The sequence below is a fragment of the Pseudomonas sp. Marseille-Q7302 genome, assembly GCF_965111925.1.
This window is the reverse complement of the sequence record NZ_CBCOPK010000001.1, coordinates 2,706,216-2,725,233: the sequence shown is the minus strand read 5'-3', so window position 1 is coordinate 2,725,233 and position 19,018 is coordinate 2,706,216. Positions and strand designations below refer to the sequence as shown.

Genomic DNA, 19,018 nt, shown 5'->3' with positions numbered 1-19,018 from the left:
AATGGGAGTGTCAGATGTCTTTTGCTCGTTCGGCTTTGGCCAATCGCTTTTCCGCAATGATTATTACGGCGGCGACCGCCACCCTGTCGCTACCCCTGGCTGCGGCACCCACCGTCGAGGGCGCCCTGTCCTCGGTGCAGGGCGATGCCCGGGTCACCAAGGCGCTGGACGCGCTGCGCGCCGATGATGGTCGCACCTTCACGGAACAGAAGCACATCGCCCAGATTCCCTCGCCGCCGTTCAAGGAAAAGGTGCGCGCCGAGTATTACCTCAAGCGCTTCCAGGAGCTGGGCCTGAAGGACGCCAGCATCGCCCCGGAAGGCTATGTGATCGCCACCCGCAAGGGCAGCGGCCAGGGTCCGCAGCTGGTGGTTTCGGCGCACCTGGATACGGTGTTCCCCGAGGGCACCGACCTGACCCTCAAGGAAAAGGACGGCAAGACCTACGGCCCCGGTATCGGCGATGACGCCCGGGGCCTGGCGGCCCTGCTGTCGGTGATCGACGCCCTGAACAAGAGCGGCATCGAGACGGTGGGTGATCTGGTATTCGTCGGCACCGTGGGCGAGGAGGAGCTGGGCAACCTGCGCGGGGTGAAGGCCCTGTTCAAGGATCGCCAGGGCATCGACGGTTTCATCTCGGTGGACGGCATCGACGTGCGGCGGATCGTCAATCGCGGCACCGGCAGCCACCGCTACGAGATGACCTTCAAGGGCCCGGGTGGCCACAGTTTCGCCGAATTCGGTCGACCCAGCGCCATCCACGCCATGGGTCGTGCCATCGCCAAGATCGCCGAGGTGCGGCCGCCCAAGGAGCCCAAGACCACCTTTACCGTGGGCACGGTGCAGGGCGGCACCTCGGTCAACGCCATCGCCGGCGAAGCGCGCCTGACCCTGGACATGAGATCCAACGAGGAGGCCGCGCTGCTGGCGGAAGAGAAGGAGATCCTGGCCCTGGTGCAGGATGCGGTGAAGGAGGAGAACAAGCGCTGGGATACCGATCAGATCTCGGTCGACATCAAGCTGATCGGTGATCGTCCGGCCGGCGGGACGGCGGAGGATTCGCCCATGGTGCAGACGGCGCAGCGCTCCATTGCCGCGGTCACCAACGGCGCCAAGGTCACCTTGAGCGGTGGCAGCACCGACTCCAACACCGCCATGTCCCTGGGTGTGCCGGCCATGACCATCAGCGGCGGCGGGGAGGGCGGCAGTGCCCACTCGCTGGCGGAGTGGTACAAGCCGGTGGATGCCTACCAGGGCCCGCAGAACGTGCTGCTGACCAGCCTGACCCTGGTGGGCGTCAAGGGCGTCAGCGAGCCGGTGCTGCAGGCCCACGGCAAGTAGCGGCAGGCAGACCCTGGCGTCCGCAATGGACGCCAGGGTACGGATGGCTACTCGGAAGCCGGTTTCAATTTCAGGCACGCCAGGGAGCTGACCAGGATGGCCAGGCCGGACAACGGGTACAGCAGGGTCGAAGGCACCAGCGGGATGAGCACGCCCGCCAGCAGCGGCCCCACGCTTGCACCCACGTCGCGCCACATGGCGTTGGACGCCAGCGCTGGCAGCCGTGCCTGACCCGGATGGCGGGTGGCGACCAGGGTCACCACCAGGGGGATCTGCAGGGCGCGCAGGATGAGCACCCCGCCGGCGCCGAGGATCAGCCAATGGAAGCCGAAGGCGGTCAGCGATAGCGCCGTCAACGTCGAGCAGGCCACCAGCATGGGCGCTGCGCCATAGCGATCCGCCGCCCGGCCGCCGAGCGGGCTGAGCAGCATGTCGGACACATAGCGCAGCGCCATCAGCAGCCCGGCCACCAGCACCGCGTCGCCGCCCAGCACCGCCTGGGAAAAGGCCGACAGGCCAAAGATGAACAAGCCGTCCAGGGTCACTCCTTCGATGAAGGACCAGGTGACGATGCGATCCGGCCAGCGCAGGCGGCGCCCGGGTGCCGGCAACTGGTGCCCGGCGCTGGGCAGCCCCAGGGCCAGCAGCAGGCCGATCAGGCAGAGGCCGCTGCAGATCAGCAGCACCGCGCGCGGCCCGTATTGCAGGGTGAGCCAGGCACCCGCGGACAGGGCGAGCATGGGACCGATGGCGATCAGGGCGCGGGAGGTGCCGGTGCGCCGGGCGGCGCCGGCCGGGTCGGCGGTGGCCAGTACCTGGGTGGACAGGTTGAAGGTGGCGAAACTCAGGCCCCAGGCCAGGCGTAGCCCCAGCAACGCCCAGAAACCCGAGAGGTTGGCATTGCCCAGGGCGCAGAGCGCGGCCACCGCGGCGGCCACCACCAGACTGCGCCGATCGCCGAAACGGGCATAGAGCTGCACCACGTAGCGATAGCCGACGATGCGGATCACCCGGTTGGCGGCCAGCAGGATGCCGGCTTCGATCAGGGTGATGCCGAAGACCGAGGCGTACATGGGCAGGACGAGGTAGAGCAGCACGTCGCTGGGCAGGCAGAAGGCGAGGGCGATGGCCGCGCGCCGGGAGGCCTGGTCGACGGACCGGGAAGAGGTCATGCGCGAGGAATTCCTGTAGACGAGGTGACATCCAGCCCGATGGTCGGCGGCTGGACAGCGGATTGCAGGGACGGCGCGTCCGCGCAGGCGCCTGGTAGACGCTGCGGCTGCAACGAGCCTGTCATTATCTCTTCTTTTTCAAGAGGTGTCCGCCAAGCGATACGGCTGAACTAACCTCGCGCGCCAGCAATCCTTTTCAGTGCGTCCTTCCCGTCGTGGTGGCCATTAGGCCCACGGCGTCCCGTCATGAAAAGGAGTCGTCAGTGACCGTAGCTGCCCATCATTACCATCCCGTCCGGCCCGGCCCGCTGCATGCGCTGCTGTTGGGCGGCTCTGTGCCGCTGTTTATCGGCGGTCTGCTCAGCGATATCGCCTATTACCAGACCTATCACATCCAGTGGGCCAACTTCGCGGCCTGGCTGATCGCTGGCGCCCTGCTGCTGTCGGGGCTGGCGCTGCTGTTCGCGCTGGTCAATCTGATCCGCGCCGAACGCAAGGGTGGCCGGCCGGCGGTCTACTTCCTCCTGCTGTTGCTGGCCTGGGTGCTCGGGCTGGTCAATGCCTTCGAACACGCCAAGGATGCCTGGGCGGTGATGCCTAACGGGCTGATCCTCTCGGTGGTCGTCACGGTGCTGAGCCTGGCGGCTGCCTGGATCGGCCTGTCCAATCTGCGTTCGGAGGTGACCCGATGAGCACGCCAAGAGCCCTGAGCGCCCTCAGTCTGGCCATGTTGCTCGCCGCGTGCGGTGGCGAAGGTGGCGCCGATACCCAGGCCCGAGGTCCTGATCCCAAGCTGCCTGAACCCCAGCGCGGTCTCCTGCCAAGCATGAAGATCGCCGAGCCGGCGGCCTGGGGCGACCGCACGCCCGCCGTTCCCCAAGGCTACAAGATCACCGCCATCGCCACTGACCTGCGCATTCCCCGGCAGATGCTGGTGCTGCCCAACGGCGATATCCTGGTAGCCGAAGGCCGGGGCGGCAATGCGCCCAAGCTCAAGCCCAAGGACGTCATCGCCGGCTACATCAAGGCGAAGGGCAACACCCAGGTGAAGGGTGGCAATCGCCTGACCCTGCTGCGCGACGCCGACGGCGACGGCACCTACGAACTCAAGACGGTGTTCGCGGAGAATCTCAACGCCCCCTACGGCCTGGCCTTCGCGAACGGCCGCATCTATGTGGCCAACCAGGATGCCCTGGTGAGCTTTCCCTACCAGGACGGCCAGACCCAGGCCGGTGCCGCGCCGACCAAGGTGGTGGACCTGCCGGCGGCGATCAATCACCACTGGACCAAGTCGCTCGCCGCGAGTCCTGATGGCCGCTACCTCTATGTCGGCATCGGCTCAAACAGCAACGTCGGCGAACGTGGCCTGGACGTCGAGGTGAATCGCGCGGAGATCTGGCAGATCGATGCCCAGAGTGGCGCCCACAAGGCCTATGCCACCGGCGTGCGCAATCCCACGGCGCTAGCCATGCAGCCCGGCAGCGGCCAGCTCTGGGCGGTGGCCAACGAGCGTGACGAACTCGGCCCGGACCTGGTGCCCGACTACCTGACCTCAATTCGTGAAGGCGGCTTCTATGGCTGGCCTTACAGCTACTGGGGTCAGAACGCCGATCCGCGGGTCAAGCCGCAGGATCCAGCCAAGGTGGCGGCGGCCATCAAGCCCGATTACAGCCTGGGCTCCCACGTTGCCGCCCTGGGCCTGAGCTTTTCCACTGCCGCGGTGGGCGGGCAGTTCACCGACGGCGTCTTCGTTGGCGAACACGGCAGCTGGAACCGCGACAAGCCGGTGGGTTACCGGGTGGTCTTCGTGCCCTTCAAGGATGGCCGTCCGGCCGGCGAGCCTGTCGATTTCGCCACCGGCTTCTATGGCGAAGACGGCAAGACCCGTGGCCGACCGGTCGGGGTGGCGGTGGATCAGCGGGGCGGCGTCATCATCGCCGACGACCTGGCCAACACCATCTGGCGCGTGACTCGCACCCAGTAAGGCCCTGCCGAGAGACGATTGCGTTGCCGCCCCTGGAGGGGCGGCAACTGCGCTCAACCCATGCGGTGATGCAGATCCCCCAGCACCACCAGGCTGCCCACCACCATCAGCACCAGGATCAGGCTGGTGAACAGCAACAGATAGAGGTCGTGGCGGTGCGAACGGCCCAGGCTGATATGCAGGAAGCAACGTAGGTGCACCAGGATCTGCAGCAAGCCCAGGCCAAAGATGACGCCAAGGGTGGCTCCGCGCGGCAGGCTGGGAAACTGGATGAGGGCGATGGGTATCAGGCTCAACAGCACGGCCAGCGTCAGGCCAGTCACATAGCTCGCCAATTCGCGGCGATAGTCGTCACGCTTCATGGCAACAGCCCCTGCAGGTAGACCACCGACAGGATGGCGACCCAGACGATATCGAGAAAGTGCCAGAACAGCCCCAGGCGCATCAGCCGGGTCTTCACGGGCGTATCCAGGCCGAACACCCTGAGCTGCACCAGCATCACCACCAGCCACAGGCAGCCACTGGCGACGTGCACCCCGTGCATGCCCACCAGGGCGAAGAACGCCGACAGGAAGGCACTGCGCTGGGGCAGGGCACCTTTGTCCGCCATACCCAGGAAGTCGTGCAGCTCCAGGCCGAGAAAGACCAGGCCCAGCGCCAGGGTCACCAGCAGCCAGGTCACCAGCGGGCGCAGGCGGCCCTCGTGGTATTTCATCGCCAGTGAGGCGAGACCATAAGTGAAGCTGCTGGCCAGCAGCACCAGGGTCTGCAGGGTCACGCTGCCCAGTTCGAAGACGTCGCGAGCGACTGGCCCCCCGGCGGTGGCGTGCTGCAGCGTCGCATAGATGGCGAACAGCAGCGCGAACACCAGGGCGTCGCTCATCAGGAAAATCCAGAAACCGAACAGCGAGTACTCAGCCTCGGCGTGGGTCGCGTGATCGGTGGCGCCGACGTTGAGACCAGCGTGGTTCATGTCACGCGAACTCATGGCCCCATCTCCGCCAGGCCACGATTGCCCGGGCTGGTTTCCTCGTCGCGCGTGACCGGGCGGGTCGCGGCGACCTCATCCAGCCAGGCCTCATGTTCGCGCCGAACGTCCGCCGCCGAGATCAGTCGCTCGGTATCGCGCTGGAAGCTGCGGGCGATGACCGCCCCCCAGGCCACCAGCAGCCCCAGTACGGCCATCCAGCCGATGTGCCACACCAGGCCGAAGGCACAGGCGAAGCCCGCCGCGCCGACGATGGCCGGGACGGCACTGTTCTTGGGAAGCACCAGATCGGCATAGGTCCGCGGCCGGTCGTAGGCCAGGCTTTGTTCCTTGAGCCAGGTGAAGGGATCCCGGTCGTTGATCGGCAGCGGCACGGCGAAGTTGTACTCCGGCGGCGGCGCGGCGACCGCCCATTCCAGGGTGCGGCCGTTCCAGGGATCACCCGCCGGCACCCGCGCACTGTCGCGGCGACGAATGCTCACCACCAGCTGAATCACCAGGCTGCCCAGGGCGGCCAGCAGCACCACCGCGCCGAGTTCGGCGACCCACAGCAGCGGGGCGAAATCGGGGTTGTGGATGGCCTGGCTGCGCCGCGGCAGGCCGGAGACGCCCAGCACATACAGGGGCATGAAGGCGAGGATGAAGCCCAGGCCGAAATTCAGCGCGGCGATGCGGCCCCAACGTTCGTCGAGGCGGAAGCCGAAAGCCTTGGGAAACCAGAAGTGGTAGCCGGCCAGCATGCCGAACAGCATTCCCGGGATCAGCATGTTGTGGAAGTGGGCGACCAGGTAGACGGTGTTGTGCACCTGGTAGTCCACCGGCGGCGTCGCCAGGGTGATGCCGGTGAGGCCGCCGATCACGAACAGCATGATGAACATCACCGCGTAGATCAGCGGCGTGGTCAGGCGGATGCGACCGCGGAACATGGTCGCCATCCAGTCGTAGATCTTCACCCCGGTGGGAATGCCGATGAGCATGGTGGCGATGCCGAAGGCGGCGTTGATCCTGGGGCTCTGGCCCATGGTGAAGAAGTGGTGCAGCCAGACGGTAAAGGACAACACGGCGATCACCAGGGTGGCCCAGACCAGCGAGTGATAGCCATAGAGACGCTTGGTGGAAAAGGTGGCGAAGACCTCGGAAAACACCCCGAAGGCCGGCAGGATGAGGATGTACACCTCCGGGTGGCCGAACAGCCAGAACAGGTTGATGTAGTTCATCAGGTTGCCGCCCTGGGTATTGGTGAAGAAGTGGAAGTCCAGGTAGCGGTCCAGGGCCAGCAGCAGGGTGGCCACGGTCAGCGGCGGCATGGCGAAGATCATCAGGATGCTGGTGCACAGCGCGGTCCAGCTGAACAGCGACATGTGGAACAGGCGCATGCCCGGCGCCCGTTCCTTGTAGAGAGTCACCGCGAAGTTGAGGCCGGTGAGGGTGCTGCCCAGGGAGCTCAGGGTCAGCGCCCAGATCCAGTAGTCCGGCCCGACGCCGGGCTGGTATTCGATGCCGGTATAGGGCGGATAGCCGCTCCAGCCGCCAGTGGAGAAGCGCCCCAGCACCAGTGAGACCATCACCAGCGCCGCGCCGGCTACCGTCAACCAGAGGCTGATGGCATTGAGCAGCGGAAAGCGCACGTCGCGGGCGCCGATCTGCAGCGGCATGACGAAGTTGATCAGCCCGGTAAGAAAGGGCATGGCCACGAAGAACACCATGATGGTGCCGTGGGTGCTGAACAGCTGCCCGAAGTGTTCCGGCGGCAGATAGCCCGGCGCATCGATGGCCAGGGCCTGCTGGGTGCGCATCATCACCCCTTCCACCACGCCACGGCTGAACATCACCAGGGCCAGCACCACATACATGATGCCGATGCGCTTGTGGTCCAGGCTGGTGAACCACTCCTGCCAGAGATAGCGCCATTTGCCGAGCCAGGTGATCACCCCGGCCGTGGCGAGGGCGCCGAGGATCACCACGCTGGCGCCGCAGGTGGCGACCAGGCTGTAGAAGGGCAGAGCGTCGTAGCCCAGGCGGCCGAACAACAGATGCCAGAGGGCCGAGGAGTCAGTCATGGGCGGCTCCGGTGAAGGTGTCGCAGGCGGGTACCGGGTCCTGGCGATAGCGCGCCAGCACCCAGGCGAAGAGAGCGGGTTGGGTCAGGCGCAGCTCGGCGGCCTGCTCCAGGGTGCCGGGGCGGGCCAGCACCTGGTAATGAGCGCAGTCCAGCGCCTCGCGAGCCTGACCCACCCTTTGGGTCCAGGCTTGAAAGTCGGCCTCGCCCAACACCCGGATCGGGAAGTGCTGGTCCTGGAAGCCCTTACCGCTGTACTGAGCATTGCGTCCCTCGAACTGGCCGGGCGCGGGAATCTGCAGATAGCGCTGCGTCTGCATGCCGGCCATGGCATAGATCTGGCCGCCCAGGCGCGGCAACAGCAGCGACTGCATCACCGTATCGCTGGTGAGCTTGAGCTGTACCGGACGGCCCGCCGGCAGGACCAGTTCGTTGACACTGGCGATGCCCTGCTCGGGGTAGAGGAACAGCCACTTCCAGTCCAGGCCGATCACCTGGACCTCCAGCGGCGCCACGCTGGGCGTTGGCGAGCGATAGGGGTCCAGGCTATGGGTCCGGGTCCAGACCAGGAAGGCCAGGGCTACCACGATCAGCGCCGGCACGCCCCAGGCGAAGATGTCCAGCAGCCAGGAGAACTCCCAGCGCGGCCGGTAGGCGGCGCGATCATTGCCGTGGCGATAGCGCCAGACGATGAGCGGGGTGAGCAGGATCACCGGCAGCACCACCACCAGCGCCAGGCCGACGATCCACTGCAGCAGGTCCCGCTCGCCACTGGCGGCGAGGCCTGCGGGCACGAGGAAACCATGCTGGAGGGGCGAGCAGCCGGCCAGCAGGGTGGCCACGACCAGAGTGGCAGCCAACCGGAATGGTAGGGGCTGCCCACCCTTGAAGGTCGGCAGGCGCAGAGCGGGACGCGGTAATCGCGCAAGGGACATGAGCGGACTCGACCGTAACCAGTTATTGCAGCCAACAGACCATCCGATCAGGGGCGGCGTTCACTGGATACTGGCGCTTGGCCGCATCAGCTCGGGACACGGTGGCATACAGGACCCGCGCTAGGGCTGTTCGGTCTTCCACTGGCCGAGCAGGATGGCAACGAATTTTTCCGCGGCGGGGGACAGGGAGGCGCCGCGCCGGGACACCAGGCCCAGGGTCCGGGTTACCTCCGGATCGGTAAGGGGCACACTGACCAGGGTCGGATGGTCGGCGGCTGGCATGGCCAGGCTGGGCATGGCGGAAACGCCCAGCCCGGCTTCCACCATGCCCAGGGAGGTGGACAGGTGCTGTACCTCATAGAACCACTTGGGACGGATGCCACGGGCGGAGAGGGCATGGTCGAGTAGCACCCGGTTGCCGCTCAGGCGACCTACGCCGATCAGCCGGTGCTCGACCAGTTCGCCCCAGCTGATCGACGGGCGCCCGGCCAGTTCGTGGTCGCGCCGGCAAGCCAGCACGAACTGCTCCTGCACCAGGGGCACGAACTCGATGTCCGGGTGCTGGCCGCTGAGCATGTTGATGCCGAAGTCCGCCTCGCCACGCAGCACGGCTTCCAGACCATCGTTGGCACTGAGGTCCAGCAGGCGGATGCGGATCTTGGGGTAGTGCTCGTTGTACTGGCGGATCACCGAGGGCAGGAAGTAGAAGGCCGCGGTGGGGATGCAGGCCAGGGTGACCTGGCCGGTTTGGCGTTCGGCCAGTTCGCGGATGCTGAGGATGGAATCCTCGAAGTCATCCAGCAGCCGGCGTGCCTTGGGCAGGAAATCCCGTCCGACACTGGTGAGGCCGACGCGACGAGTGGTGCGTTCGAGCAGGGGCGTGCCCAGGCCGTCTTCCAGCTTCTTGATGCGCCGACTCAGGGCTGGCTGCGACAGGTGCAGGGCATCGGCCGCTTCATGGAAGCTGCCTAATTCGGCGATCTTCACGAAAGATCGAATGTCTTGCAGCTCGTAGTCCATGAATTACCTGTCTCTCGAATCCAGCTTTATTGATTATCCAAGTGGAATAATAGCGACGATATTTGCATTGGATAGATTTATCTACGGCTGCCAATCTTGCCCCTAGAACATCAATGAACGCTATTGATCAACAAGAGACAGCAGTCATGCAACGTATTCCCTGCGTTCTCATGCGCGGTGGCACCTCCAAGGGGCCCTTCTTCCACGCCAGCGACCTGCCCAGCGATCCCGCGCTACGCGACGAGATGCTGATCGACCTCATGGGCGCCGGCCACGAGCTGGAAATCGACGGCATCGGGGGTGGCAGTCCCCAGACCAGCAAGGTCGCCATCATCAGCCCGTCCAGCCATGCCGATGCCGACGTGGATTACCTCTTCGTTCAGGTGATGGTCGCCGACCGCCGTGTCGATACCGCGCCCAACTGCGGCAACATGCTCTGCGCCGTGGGTCCTTTCGCCGTGGAGCAGGGCCTGGTCGCCGCCAGAGACGGCAAGACCCTGGTGCGTATCCGCAACCTCAACACCGACAGCTTCGTCGACGCCCTGGTGCACACGCCCGGCGGCGTGGTGCGCTACGAAGGCGATACCGCCATCGACGGCGTGCCCGGCACCGCGGCACCGGTCCAACTGACCTTTCTCGACGCCGTGGGCAGCAAGACCGGCAAGCTGTTTCCCACGGGCCAGGCCACCGATGTCTTCGACGGGGTGCCGGTGACCTGCATCGATATGGCCATGCCGATGATGATCGTCGACGCCCGCCACCTGGGTGTGACCGGCAGCGAGCGCCCGGCCGAGCTGGACGCCGACACCGGGCTGCTGGCGCGGCTGGAAACCCTGCGGCTGCAGGCCGGCCGGGCCATGGGCCTGGGCGATGTCAGCGGCAAGGTGATCCCCAAGCCGGTGCTGATTTCCCTGCCTCAGCACGGCGGCACCCTGCAGGTCCGCTACTTCATGCCGCACAGCTGCCACCGGGCGCTGGCCATCACCGGCTCCATCGGCCTGGCCACCGCCTGCGTCACCCCGGAAACGGTGGTGATGACGCTGCTCGGAGCCGGCGCCGAAACCCTCACCGACGTTCGCCTGGAGCATCCCAGCGGCGGTATCGACGTGGTGCTGTCGCGCGGCGGCGCTGACGGCACTACCATCCAGGCCTCGGTCGTCCGGACCGCGCGCCGCCTGTTCGCCGGCCATGTCTATGCGCCCGTCGCGCGGAGGCTCGCCGGCTGACGCAAGAGCCAGTTCAGAATCTGCTGCGCGTCGGCCAAGCCGCGTTGGAAAGGGCTTCGGAATGCTCATTTACCACTCGTAAACTCCGCTTCCTCAGCCCTTTTCGCCTTGTTTGGCTCTAGCTCGCAAGATTATGAACAGGCTCTAAGAACCCACCCCCACCAGCGCATCCGCACAACTTCAATAAACGGTGATGCCCCATGAAACTTGCCAAATCGCTGTACTTCCAGATCCTCTGCGCCGTGGTCCTCGGGGTGCTGGTCGGTCACTTCTGGGCGCAACAGGCCGTCGCGCTCAAGCCCCTGGGTGACGCCTTCATCAAGCTGATCAAGATGATGATCGCCCCGGTGGTGTTCTGCACCATCGTCACCGGCATCGCCGGCATGACCGACAAGAGCACCCTGGGTCGGCTGATGGGCAAGACGCTGCTGCTGTTCCTGGTGCTCACCGTCATCAGCCTGTTCATCGGCCTCGGCGCGGTCTATCTGTTCCAGCCCGGCGTAGGCATGAACATCGATCCCGCGACCCTGAGCACCGCCAGCATCGCCCAGTACACGGCGTCGGCGGCCAAACTCAGCGTGGTGGACTTCTTCATGCACATCATCCCGGACACCTTCATGGGGGCGTTCAACAAGGGTGAGGTACTGCCGGTGCTATTCATCGCCGTGCTCTGCGGTTTCGCCCTGTCCGCCATGGGCGAGCGCGGCCGGCCGGTGCTGGATGTGCTGGAGTCGGCCTCCCAGATGGTCTTCCGGATCTTCGGCTACCTGATGCGCTTCGCGCCGGTGGGTGCCTTTGGCGCCCTGGCCTTTACCGTCGGCCAGTACGGCATCACCTCGCTGGGCTCCCTGGCCAAGTTGATCGCCACCCTGTACATCGCCTGCGCCTTCTTCGTCTTCGTGGTGCTGGGCGCCCTGTGCCGCTCGCGGGGCTTCAGCCTGTGGAAACTCCTGCGTTACTTCCGCGAGGAATTCCTGGTGGTGCTGGGCACCTCGTCCACCGAGCCGGTGCTGCCGCGCATGCTGCAGAAGCTCGAAGGTCTGGGCTGCAAGAAGGGTGTGGTCGGTCTGGTGCTGCCCACTGGCTATTCCTTCAATCTGGACGGCACCGCCATCTACCTGTCGCTGGCCGCCGTCTTCATCGCCCAGGCCTGCAACATCGACCTGACCATCGGCCAGACCCTGACCATGCTGGCGATCATGCTGCTGTCCTCCAAGGGCGCAGCCGGCGTGACCGGCAGCGGCTTCGTCGCCCTGGCCTCGACCCTCACTGTGATCCATGACATCCCCCTAGCGGGACTCGCGCTGCTCATCGGGATCGACAGATTCATGTCCGAAGCCCGCGCGCTGACCAGCCTGGCGAGTAACGCCGTGGCCACCGTGGTGATCTCGCTGTCCGAAGGTGCCTGCGATCGGGAGCGACTGTTACGCGCCCTGGCCAGCGGCAAGGCCGAACCCCAGGCAATGCCCGACGCCGTCGAGTGGACCGTACCGGACGCCCGTCCCCACGCCTGACCGTCCAAACGCCTCTCCTGCTGTAGCCCCACCTCCGCGTCGTCAGCTGGCCGGAGGAGGGGATCGGCTGGCCTGCGTTTGGCCAGGTACACAACAAGAACAAGGGATATGCCTATGCTCGCGCTTCTCGGTCTGATCATGGTGGTGACCTTCACCTACCTGATCATGAGCAAACGTCTGTCGCCCATCGTGGCGCTTACCGTGGTGCCCATCGTTTTCGCCCTCATCGGTGGCTTCGCCCCCACCACCGGCAAGATGATGCTCGACGGCCTCAAGATGGTGGCGCCCTCGGCGGCGCTGCTGCTGTTCGCCATCCTTTTCTTCGGCCTGATGATCGATGCCGGCCTGTTCGATCCGCTGATCCGCAAGATCCTCAAGCGCGTCAATGGTGATCCGGTGAAGATCGCCATCGGCACCGCGCTGCTCTCGCTGCTGGTCGCCCTGGACGGCGACGGCACCACCACCTACATGATCACCTGCGCCGCCATGTTGCCGCTGTACAAGCGGATCGGCATGAATCCCATGGTGCTGGCGACGGTGTCCATGCTCTCCCTGAGCATCATGAGCGGCATGAGTCCCTGGGGTGGCCCGGCCACCCGCGCCATCGCCGCGCTGGGCCTGGACGCCACCGCCTACTTCATCCCCCTGCTGCCCACGGTGATTGGCGGCGCGGCCTGGGTGGTGTTCACTGCCTTCCTGCTCGGTCGCCGCGAGCGCGCCCGCATCGGCAACGTCAGCCTGGAAAGTGGTGGGGCGGCTGGTGGCAGGTGCTATATCGAGGAGATCCTCGGCGACTCGCCGAACAAGCGCCCCCGCCTGGCCTACGTCAACCTGGTGCTGGTGATCCTGGTGATGACCGCCCTGGTCATGGGCGTGATGCATGCCGCCATTCTCTTCATGATCGGCTTCGTGCTGGCGCTGATGATCAACTACCCGCAGCTGGAGCTGCAGAAGGAGCGCATCCTGGCGCACTCCGGCAATGCCATGACCGTGGTGCTGCTGGTGTTCGCCGCAGGCATCTTCGCCGGCATCTTTTCCGGCACCAAGATGGTCGACGCCCTGGCCCAGACCCTGGTCGACTGGATCCCGCCGGCCTGGGCCACTGGTTCCCGCTGGTGGTGGCCATCACCAGCATGCCGCTGACCTTCGTGCTGTCCAACGATGCCTACTACTTCGGGGTGGTGCCCATCCTGGCCAATGCCGCCGCGGCCTACGGCATCGACCCGGTGGAGATCGCCCGCGCCTCGGTGCTGGGCCAGCCGGTGCACCTGATGAGTCCGCTGGTGGCCTCCACCCTGTTGCTGGTGGGCATGGTCGACTGCGACATCGGTGACTTCCAGAAGGCCACCGTCAAATGGGCGGTGCTGACCTCCCTGGTCATCACCGCCCTCGCGCTGCTCACAGGCGCCATTTCCTTCTTCGTCTGACGCCGGCGGCCTGGCGATTACGGTTGGGCGGGAACCGGCTTGAGGCCGCTGTCCTCGATGGCCTTGGCGGCGTCTTTCGAGGCCAGGTACTGGAGCAGGGCGCGAGCGGCCTCGGGGTGCTGACTCTTGCTGACCATGGCGCCGGAGTAGAGGGTCATCTTCTGCGCCTGGTCGGGGATCAGGCCGACGATGTCGATGCCTGGCACAGCCTTCAGCTCGCTCAGCTGCTGGAAGCCCAGCTGCGCTTCGCCACGGGCTACCACGGCGCCCACGGGTTCGGCGGGAATCATGCGTGCCTTGGCCATGAAGCTCTTGTCCAGCTGCATGCGCGGAAAGAGGATGCGCGACAGGTAGACGCCGCTGGCGCTGTCGGAATAGGCCACCGACTGGGCCTTCTCCAGGGTCTGCTTGAAGGCGTCCATGTTCGAGATGTCCGGCTTGGGTGCGCCCTGGCGCACTGCCATGGCGATAAAGGACTGGCCCAGGTCGACGCGGCTGTCCTTGGCCACCTGGCCACTGGCGACCAGCTTGTCCAGCGCCGAACCCACCATCAGCACCACGTCGGCCGGCTCATTGCGTGCCAGGCGATTGGGAATGGCCTGGGGCGTATCGCCCATGGATGGCGCGGCGGCGATGTCCAGCTTGACCCCAGTGGCCTTTTCATAGGCCGGGGCGACCTCGCGGATGGTGCCCATGATGCCGCCCGAGCTCAGCACCGTGAGGGTGGTGACGGGTTGCGCGGCCAGCAGCGGGGTGGAAGCCAGCAGCAGGACGCCGAGGGCAAGGGTGGGCAAACGTGGAAACATGAGGATGACTCCGATAGGAAAGAACGGACGATAGACCGCGGGCGTGCGCGGAGCGCGTTAGTCCGGATGAAGAAAAATTTAATTTATTACCCTGGAGGTTTTCCCTAGGCTGTGCGGTCCGCCAGACCGGGCGCCAGATCCAGAGGCCATCATGACCCAGGCTTTGGTCATCGAAGACGACGAGGTGACCGCCCACGCCATCGCCAGCGAATTGCAGGCGCAAGACTATCAGGTACGCTGGGAACGCACCGGCCGCGACGGCCTGGCCGCGGCCATCGCCGGCGGCCACGACATCATCACCCTCGACCGCATGCTACCGGACTTCGATGGCCTGACCATCGTCAGCACCCTGCGGGGTCTTGGCATCGCTACCCCGGTGCTCATGCTCAGCGCCCTGTCCGATGTCGACGAACGCGTCCGCGGCCTGAGATGCGGCGGCGACGACTACCTGACCAAGCCGTTTTCCCTGGTGGAAATGATGGCCCGGCTGGAGGCGCTGTTGCGGCGGCCGGCCGTGCCATCCGCCAGTCACCAGCTGCGAGTCGGCGAGCTGACCCTGGATTTGATCGAGAACACCCTGACCCGCGCCGGAGAGGCCATCGCCCTGTTGCCCACCGAATTCAAGATCCTCACCTACCTGATGCGCAACGCGGGCCAACTGGTCACCCGCACCATGCTCTTCGAGCAGGTCTGGGGCTATCACTTCGATCCGGGCACCAACATCATCGATGTGCACATGGGCCGCCTGCGGCGCAAGATCGAGGGGGCAGGGCGGCCACTGGTGCACACGGTACGCGGGGCCGGCTATGTCCTCGTCGCCCAGGACTAGACGATGGCGCTCGGGCAGCAGTCGCCTGCTGGCCCTCTATGCGCTGTTCTTTGCCGCCTGGGGTGCGGTCTTCACCGGGGTGCTCTACTGGCAGATCTCCAACTACCTTGGCGCCGTGGCGGAACGCACCCTGCTGCAACGGGCGCACTACTACCGCAAGGTCGCCGACCGTGACCTGCTGGGTGAGCTGCAGGCCAGCGAGGTCTTTTCCATGCCGGGCATCGACGCCTACGGCCTGTTCGAGGCCGATGGCCGCTATATCGCCGGCAACCTGGTGAAGCTCTTGCGCAACCTGCCGGACGACGGCCAGGTGCACTATCTGCAGCGCGGCCTCAGGACCACCGATGCCCTGGACGAGACGCGCAGCAGCCACGCCTTCCTGCAGCGCCGCGCGGACGGCCGCATCCTGGTGCTGGCGCGTGATGGCGGCTCGATCTCCGCGGTAGGCGGCATCATCGGCCAGGCGCTGTTCTGGGGGCTGTCGCTGACCCTGATTCCCGGCCTGGTGGGCTGGCACCTGCTGCGGCGGCGCCCGCTGCGACGGGTGGAACGGCTGCAGCGCAGCCTGGAGCGGATCGTCGCCGGTCATCTGGAGGAGCGCCTGCCGCTGTCGTCTCGGCATGACGAGCTGGACATGCTGGCCGATGCGGTCAACACCACCCTGGCCCAGCTGGAGCGCTCGATGCACGAGGTGAAAGGGGTCTGCGACGGCATCGCCCATGACCTGCGCACCCCACTGACGCGATTGCGGGCGCGACTGCACCAATTGCAGCAGCTGCCGCTGGCGGCGCCTCAGGCCGACAGCCTGGGCGAGGCACTGGCCGAGACCGAGGCCATCATGTCGCGCTTCCAGGGCCTGTTGCGGATCTCCGAACTGGAGGACACCCGCCGGCGCATGGCCTTCGCCCCTCTGGACCTGGCCGCGCTGCTGCGCCAGGCCCACGACTTCTACGAGCCCCTGGCCCAGGAAAAGGCCCAGACCTTGAGTCTGGAACTGGGCGAGGCGTTGCCGGAGGTGCAGGGCGACGCGGAGTTGCTGTTCGAGGCCCTGGTCAATCTGCTGGACAACGCCCTCAAGTTCGCCCCCGAGGGTGGACAGGTACGCCTGGTAGCGCGCGGGGTCGGCACCGCGGTACGCATCGAGGTGATCGACGACGGCCCCGGCATTCCCGAAGCCGAGCGGGAGAGCGTGCTGCGCCGGCTCTATCGCGGCGATGCCAGTCGCCAGCAGCCAGGCTACGGTCTGGGCCTGTCGCTGGTGGCGGCCATCGTCCGGCTGCACGGGTTCCACCTGAGCATCGCGGCAGCTGAGCCGGTGGGCGCCCGGGTGATCATCGCCACCGCCGACTGAGCGTCGGCGGTGGGGCCTTCCTAAATTTTTCTTCACTTTCCTTCATTTGAGACCGAAGCAGGGCTTGCCTAGGGTGGCGGCCCCTCCTGCCGATCCGGATTTGCCGCTCGTGAAACGCCCCTTGCTCTTTCTCGGCTTCGCCGCCCTGGGTCTCACCTGGCTCGGCCAGGTCGAGGCTGCGCCTACCGCCTCCGTCCTGATTCCCTCGCCACCCCAGCTCTCGGCCAAGGCCTGGGTGCTGATGGATGCCACCACCGGCCAGGTGATCGCCGAGGAGGACTCCCATGAGCACCTGCCACCCGCCAGCCTGACCAAGCTGATGACCGTCTATGTGGCGACCCGCGATATCCAGGCTGGCCAGCTCAAGGCCGACGACAAGGTCACCGTCAGCGAGCACGCCTGGCGGACCGAGGGCTCGCGGATGTTTCTCGATCCGCGCACCCCGGTGTCGGTGCACGATCTCCTGCAGGGCATCGTCATCGATTCGGGCAACGATGCCAGCGTGGCGCTGGCCGAACATATCGCCGGCAGCAACGACAGCTTCGCCAGCCTGATGAACGCCACTGCCCAGCGCCTCGGCCTGCACGACAGCCATTTCATGAATCCCACCGGGCTGCCCAATCCCGAGCACTTTTCCTCGCCCTACGACATGGCATTGCTTGCCCGCGCCATCATCCAGGACGAGTCGGCCTACTATGAGCTCTACGCCAAGAAATACTTCACCTGGAACGGCATCCGCCAGCCCAATCGCAATCTGCTGCTCTGGCGCGATCACAGCGTGGACGGTCTCAAGACCGGCCACACCGAGGCCGCTGGCTATTGCATGGTGACCTCGGCACTGCGCGACGGGCGCCGGCTGATCACCGCGGTGTTTGGTTCCAATTCGATCAACAACCGTGCCGCCGATACCCAGAAGCTGCTGACCTATGGTTTTCGCTTCTTCGACAACCTGACCGTCGACAAGGCTGGCGCGACCCTGGGTACCCCGGCGGTCTGGGAGGGGGAGCGTTCCAGTGTACCGGTGGGCGTGACCCAGGACGTGGTCCTTACCCAACCCAAGGGCCAGCAGCCGCCGCAGCATCGCCTGGTGCTGAAAGAGCCGCTGGTGGCACCCATCGCTCAGGGCGCGGTGGTGGGGCAGCTGGAGCTGCTGGATGGCGAGCGAGTCCTGCAGACCCGCCCGCTGGTAGCCCTGGAGGCGGTGGAGCAGGGCGGCTGGTGGTCACGCTGGCCGCAGCACCTTTATCGTCTGGTGCTGCACTGGCTGGGACGGATCTAGGAGGGGGCGCGGGGCTCAGGCCTGGCGCTGCAGGTGCTCGCGCAGGAAGGCATTGATCCGCGCCAGGGTCCAGCGCACCCCTGGCAGCACCCCGAGCATCTCGATGAAGCCATGGATCATGCCGGGCAGCTCGTGATACTCCACGGCGTTGCCAGCACCGATCAGTGCCTGGGCATAGAGGCGGGCGTCGTCGCGCAGGGCATCGCATTCGGCGCCAAAGATCAGCGCTGGCGGCAGAGTGGCGTGGGAGGAGGCATAGAGGGGTGACACCCGCGGATCGCGGGTATCCACGTCCTGCAGGTACATGCCGGAGAAGTAGTCCATCATCGGCCGGGTCAGCGGCGGGACCTGGGCGTTCTCGATCCGTGAGGGGTGATTCCAGGCCGCGGGGGTGTTGTCGACCCCGGGATAGATCAGCACCTGGGCCCTGAGCGTGAAGGGCCCTTCGCGCAGGTGCAGGGCGGCCATGGCGGCCAGGCCACCGCCGGCGCTGTCGCCGGCCAGGGCAACCCGCTGCAGATCCAGGTGGAAGGCGCTGCCGGCCTCGGCCAGCCAGCGCAGGACGGCCAGGACATCATCGGGACTGGCCGGCGCCGGATGTTCCGGGGCGAGGGCGTAGTGCACCGCCAGCACCGCGCAGTCGGTGCCCAGGGCAATCTGTCGGCAGAGCGAATCATGGCTGTCCAGGTCGCCGATCACCCAACCGCCCCCGTGCAGATAGACCACCAGCGGGCGCGGCCGGTCGTCTTCCGCATAGGGTCGATAGAGGCGCAGCGGGATGGGCCCCAGGGGACCGGGCGCGCTCAGCGCCTCGACCCGCGCCACCGGGGCCGGCGGCAGACCGAGTGCGCGACTCATCTGCACATAGGCGGCGCGCGCGTCCTGCGGCGTGATGCTGTCCATTGGCGGCTGCGGCTGGGCCGCCAACTGCGCCAGCAGCTGGGCGACTTCCGGGGTGAGGCGCGCGAAGGCGTCTGGCATGGGGCTTCTCCTGAATGTCGGGGCGCCAGGGTGGACGCCGAGTCGCTGCCAGCCTCGCCGGTGGGCGCGGACCGGTCTATCGATCAGATGAACGATGGTCGCCCGTC

The 19,018-nt window shown here is 66.2% G+C and carries 16 protein-coding genes and 1 pseudogene; 9 read left to right on the top strand and 8 right to left on the bottom strand.

Annotated features, from left to right (window positions below; translation table 11 throughout):
• The first annotated feature begins 14 nt into the window (after positions 1-14).
• On the top strand, positions 15-1,340 hold the full coding sequence (locus ACWPW1_RS12775; protein WP_059315102.1) for a M20/M25/M40 family metallo-hydrolase: 1,326 nt from the start codon (positions 15-17) through the stop codon (positions 1,338-1,340).
• 47 nt (positions 1,341-1,387) lie between these two features.
• On the opposite strand, the gene ACWPW1_RS12770 is transcribed toward ACWPW1_RS12775, so the two are convergent.
• On the bottom strand, positions 1,388-2,512 hold the full coding sequence (locus ACWPW1_RS12770; protein WP_454253091.1) for an MFS transporter: 1,125 nt from the start codon (positions 2,510-2,512) through the stop codon (positions 1,388-1,390).
• Positions 2,513-2,775: 263 nt separating this feature from the next.
• On the opposite strand from ACWPW1_RS12770, the gene ACWPW1_RS12765 reads away from it, so the two are divergent.
• Positions 2,776-3,204: a DUF2231 domain-containing protein gene (locus ACWPW1_RS12765; protein ID WP_271655041.1), complete on the top strand. Its 429-nt coding sequence runs from the start codon at positions 2,776-2,778 to the stop codon at positions 3,202-3,204.
• Complete coding sequence (locus ACWPW1_RS12760; RefSeq protein ID WP_271655040.1) at positions 3,201-4,496, top strand: PQQ-dependent sugar dehydrogenase; 1,296 nt, start codon at positions 3,201-3,203, stop codon at positions 4,494-4,496. Before ACWPW1_RS12765 ends, ACWPW1_RS12760 begins: the two co-directional genes overlap by 4 nt.
• Positions 4,497-4,549: 53 nt before the next feature.
• On the opposite strand, the gene ACWPW1_RS12755 is transcribed toward ACWPW1_RS12760, so the two are convergent.
• The 5 genes from ACWPW1_RS12755 to ACWPW1_RS12735 form a co-directional block, all read right to left on the bottom strand.
• Complete coding sequence (locus ACWPW1_RS12755) at positions 4,550-4,858, bottom strand: cytochrome o ubiquinol oxidase subunit IV (protein ID WP_454253090.1); 309 nt, start codon at positions 4,856-4,858, stop codon at positions 4,550-4,552.
• Positions 4,855-5,484 carry a cytochrome c oxidase subunit 3 gene (locus ACWPW1_RS12750; protein ID WP_323150029.1) on the bottom strand — a complete coding sequence of 210 codons (630 nt, stop codon included), beginning with the start codon at positions 5,482-5,484 and terminating at the stop codon, positions 4,855-4,857. Before ACWPW1_RS12750 ends, ACWPW1_RS12755 begins: the two co-directional genes overlap by 4 nt.
• The gene (locus tag ACWPW1_RS12745; protein ID WP_454253089.1) at positions 5,481-7,544 is read right to left on the bottom strand and encodes a cbb3-type cytochrome c oxidase subunit I; all 2,064 of its coding nucleotides are present in this window, start codon (positions 7,542-7,544) and stop codon (positions 5,481-5,483) included. The genes ACWPW1_RS12750 and ACWPW1_RS12745 overlap by 4 nt, the downstream gene beginning before the upstream one ends.
• Positions 7,537-8,478, bottom strand: coding sequence for a cytochrome ubiquinol oxidase subunit II (locus tag ACWPW1_RS12740; RefSeq protein ID WP_271655036.1), 942 nt, complete (start codon positions 8,476-8,478; stop codon positions 7,537-7,539). Before ACWPW1_RS12740 ends, ACWPW1_RS12745 begins: the two co-directional genes overlap by 8 nt.
• Positions 8,479-8,598: 120 nt before the next feature.
• The gene (locus ACWPW1_RS12735; protein ID WP_323150026.1) at positions 8,599-9,498 is read right to left on the bottom strand and encodes a LysR family transcriptional regulator; all 900 of its coding nucleotides are present in this window, start codon (positions 9,496-9,498) and stop codon (positions 8,599-8,601) included.
• Positions 9,499-9,644: 146 nt separating this feature from the next.
• Here ACWPW1_RS12735 and ACWPW1_RS12730 point away from each other — a divergent pair, with 146 nt between their 5' ends.
• The 3 genes and pseudogenes from ACWPW1_RS12730 to ACWPW1_RS12720 all read left to right on the top strand — a co-directional run bounded on the left by ACWPW1_RS12730 (position 9,645) and on the right by ACWPW1_RS12720 (position 13,665).
• The gene (locus ACWPW1_RS12730) at positions 9,645-10,724 is read left to right on the top strand and encodes a 4-oxalomesaconate tautomerase (RefSeq protein ID WP_454253088.1); all 1,080 of its coding nucleotides are present in this window, start codon (positions 9,645-9,647) and stop codon (positions 10,722-10,724) included.
• 200 nt (positions 10,725-10,924) lie between these two features.
• The gene (gene dctA, locus ACWPW1_RS12725) at positions 10,925-12,238 is read left to right on the top strand and encodes a C4-dicarboxylate transporter DctA (RefSeq protein WP_454253087.1); all 1,314 of its coding nucleotides are present in this window, start codon (positions 10,925-10,927) and stop codon (positions 12,236-12,238) included.
• Between the two features lie 114 nt (positions 12,239-12,352).
• Positions 12,353-13,665, top strand: a pseudogene (locus tag ACWPW1_RS12720) (CitMHS family transporter).
• A gap of 17 nt (positions 13,666-13,682) precedes the next feature.
• Here the strand turns inward: ACWPW1_RS12720 and ACWPW1_RS12715 are convergent.
• Positions 13,683-14,471, bottom strand: coding sequence for a substrate-binding domain-containing protein (locus tag ACWPW1_RS12715; RefSeq protein WP_454253086.1), 789 nt, complete (start codon positions 14,469-14,471; stop codon positions 13,683-13,685).
• A gap of 151 nt (positions 14,472-14,622) precedes the next feature.
• On the opposite strand from ACWPW1_RS12715, the gene ACWPW1_RS12710 reads away from it, so the two are divergent.
• The 3 genes from ACWPW1_RS12710 (at position 14,623) to ACWPW1_RS12700 (ending at position 17,930) form a co-directional block, all read left to right on the top strand.
• Positions 14,623-15,300 (top strand): response regulator transcription factor, encoded by a 678-nt coding sequence (locus ACWPW1_RS12710; protein ID WP_454253085.1) that lies wholly within the window; start codon positions 14,623-14,625, stop codon positions 15,298-15,300.
• Positions 15,278-16,651, top strand: a complete 1,374-nt coding sequence (locus ACWPW1_RS12705) for a sensor histidine kinase (protein WP_454253084.1) — start codon at positions 15,278-15,280, stop codon at positions 16,649-16,651. Before ACWPW1_RS12710 ends, ACWPW1_RS12705 begins: the two co-directional genes overlap by 23 nt.
• A gap of 145 nt (positions 16,652-16,796) precedes the next feature.
• Complete coding sequence (locus ACWPW1_RS12700; RefSeq protein WP_454253920.1) at positions 16,797-17,930, top strand: D-alanyl-D-alanine carboxypeptidase family protein; 1,134 nt, start codon at positions 16,797-16,799, stop codon at positions 17,928-17,930.
• 15 nt (positions 17,931-17,945) lie between these two features.
• Here ACWPW1_RS12700 and ACWPW1_RS12695 read toward each other — a convergent pair whose 3' ends face one another.
• Positions 17,946-18,911 carry an alpha/beta hydrolase gene (locus ACWPW1_RS12695; protein ID WP_454253083.1) on the bottom strand — a complete coding sequence of 322 codons (966 nt, stop codon included), beginning with the start codon at positions 18,909-18,911 and terminating at the stop codon, positions 17,946-17,948.
• Positions 18,912-19,018 lie beyond the last annotated feature (107 nt).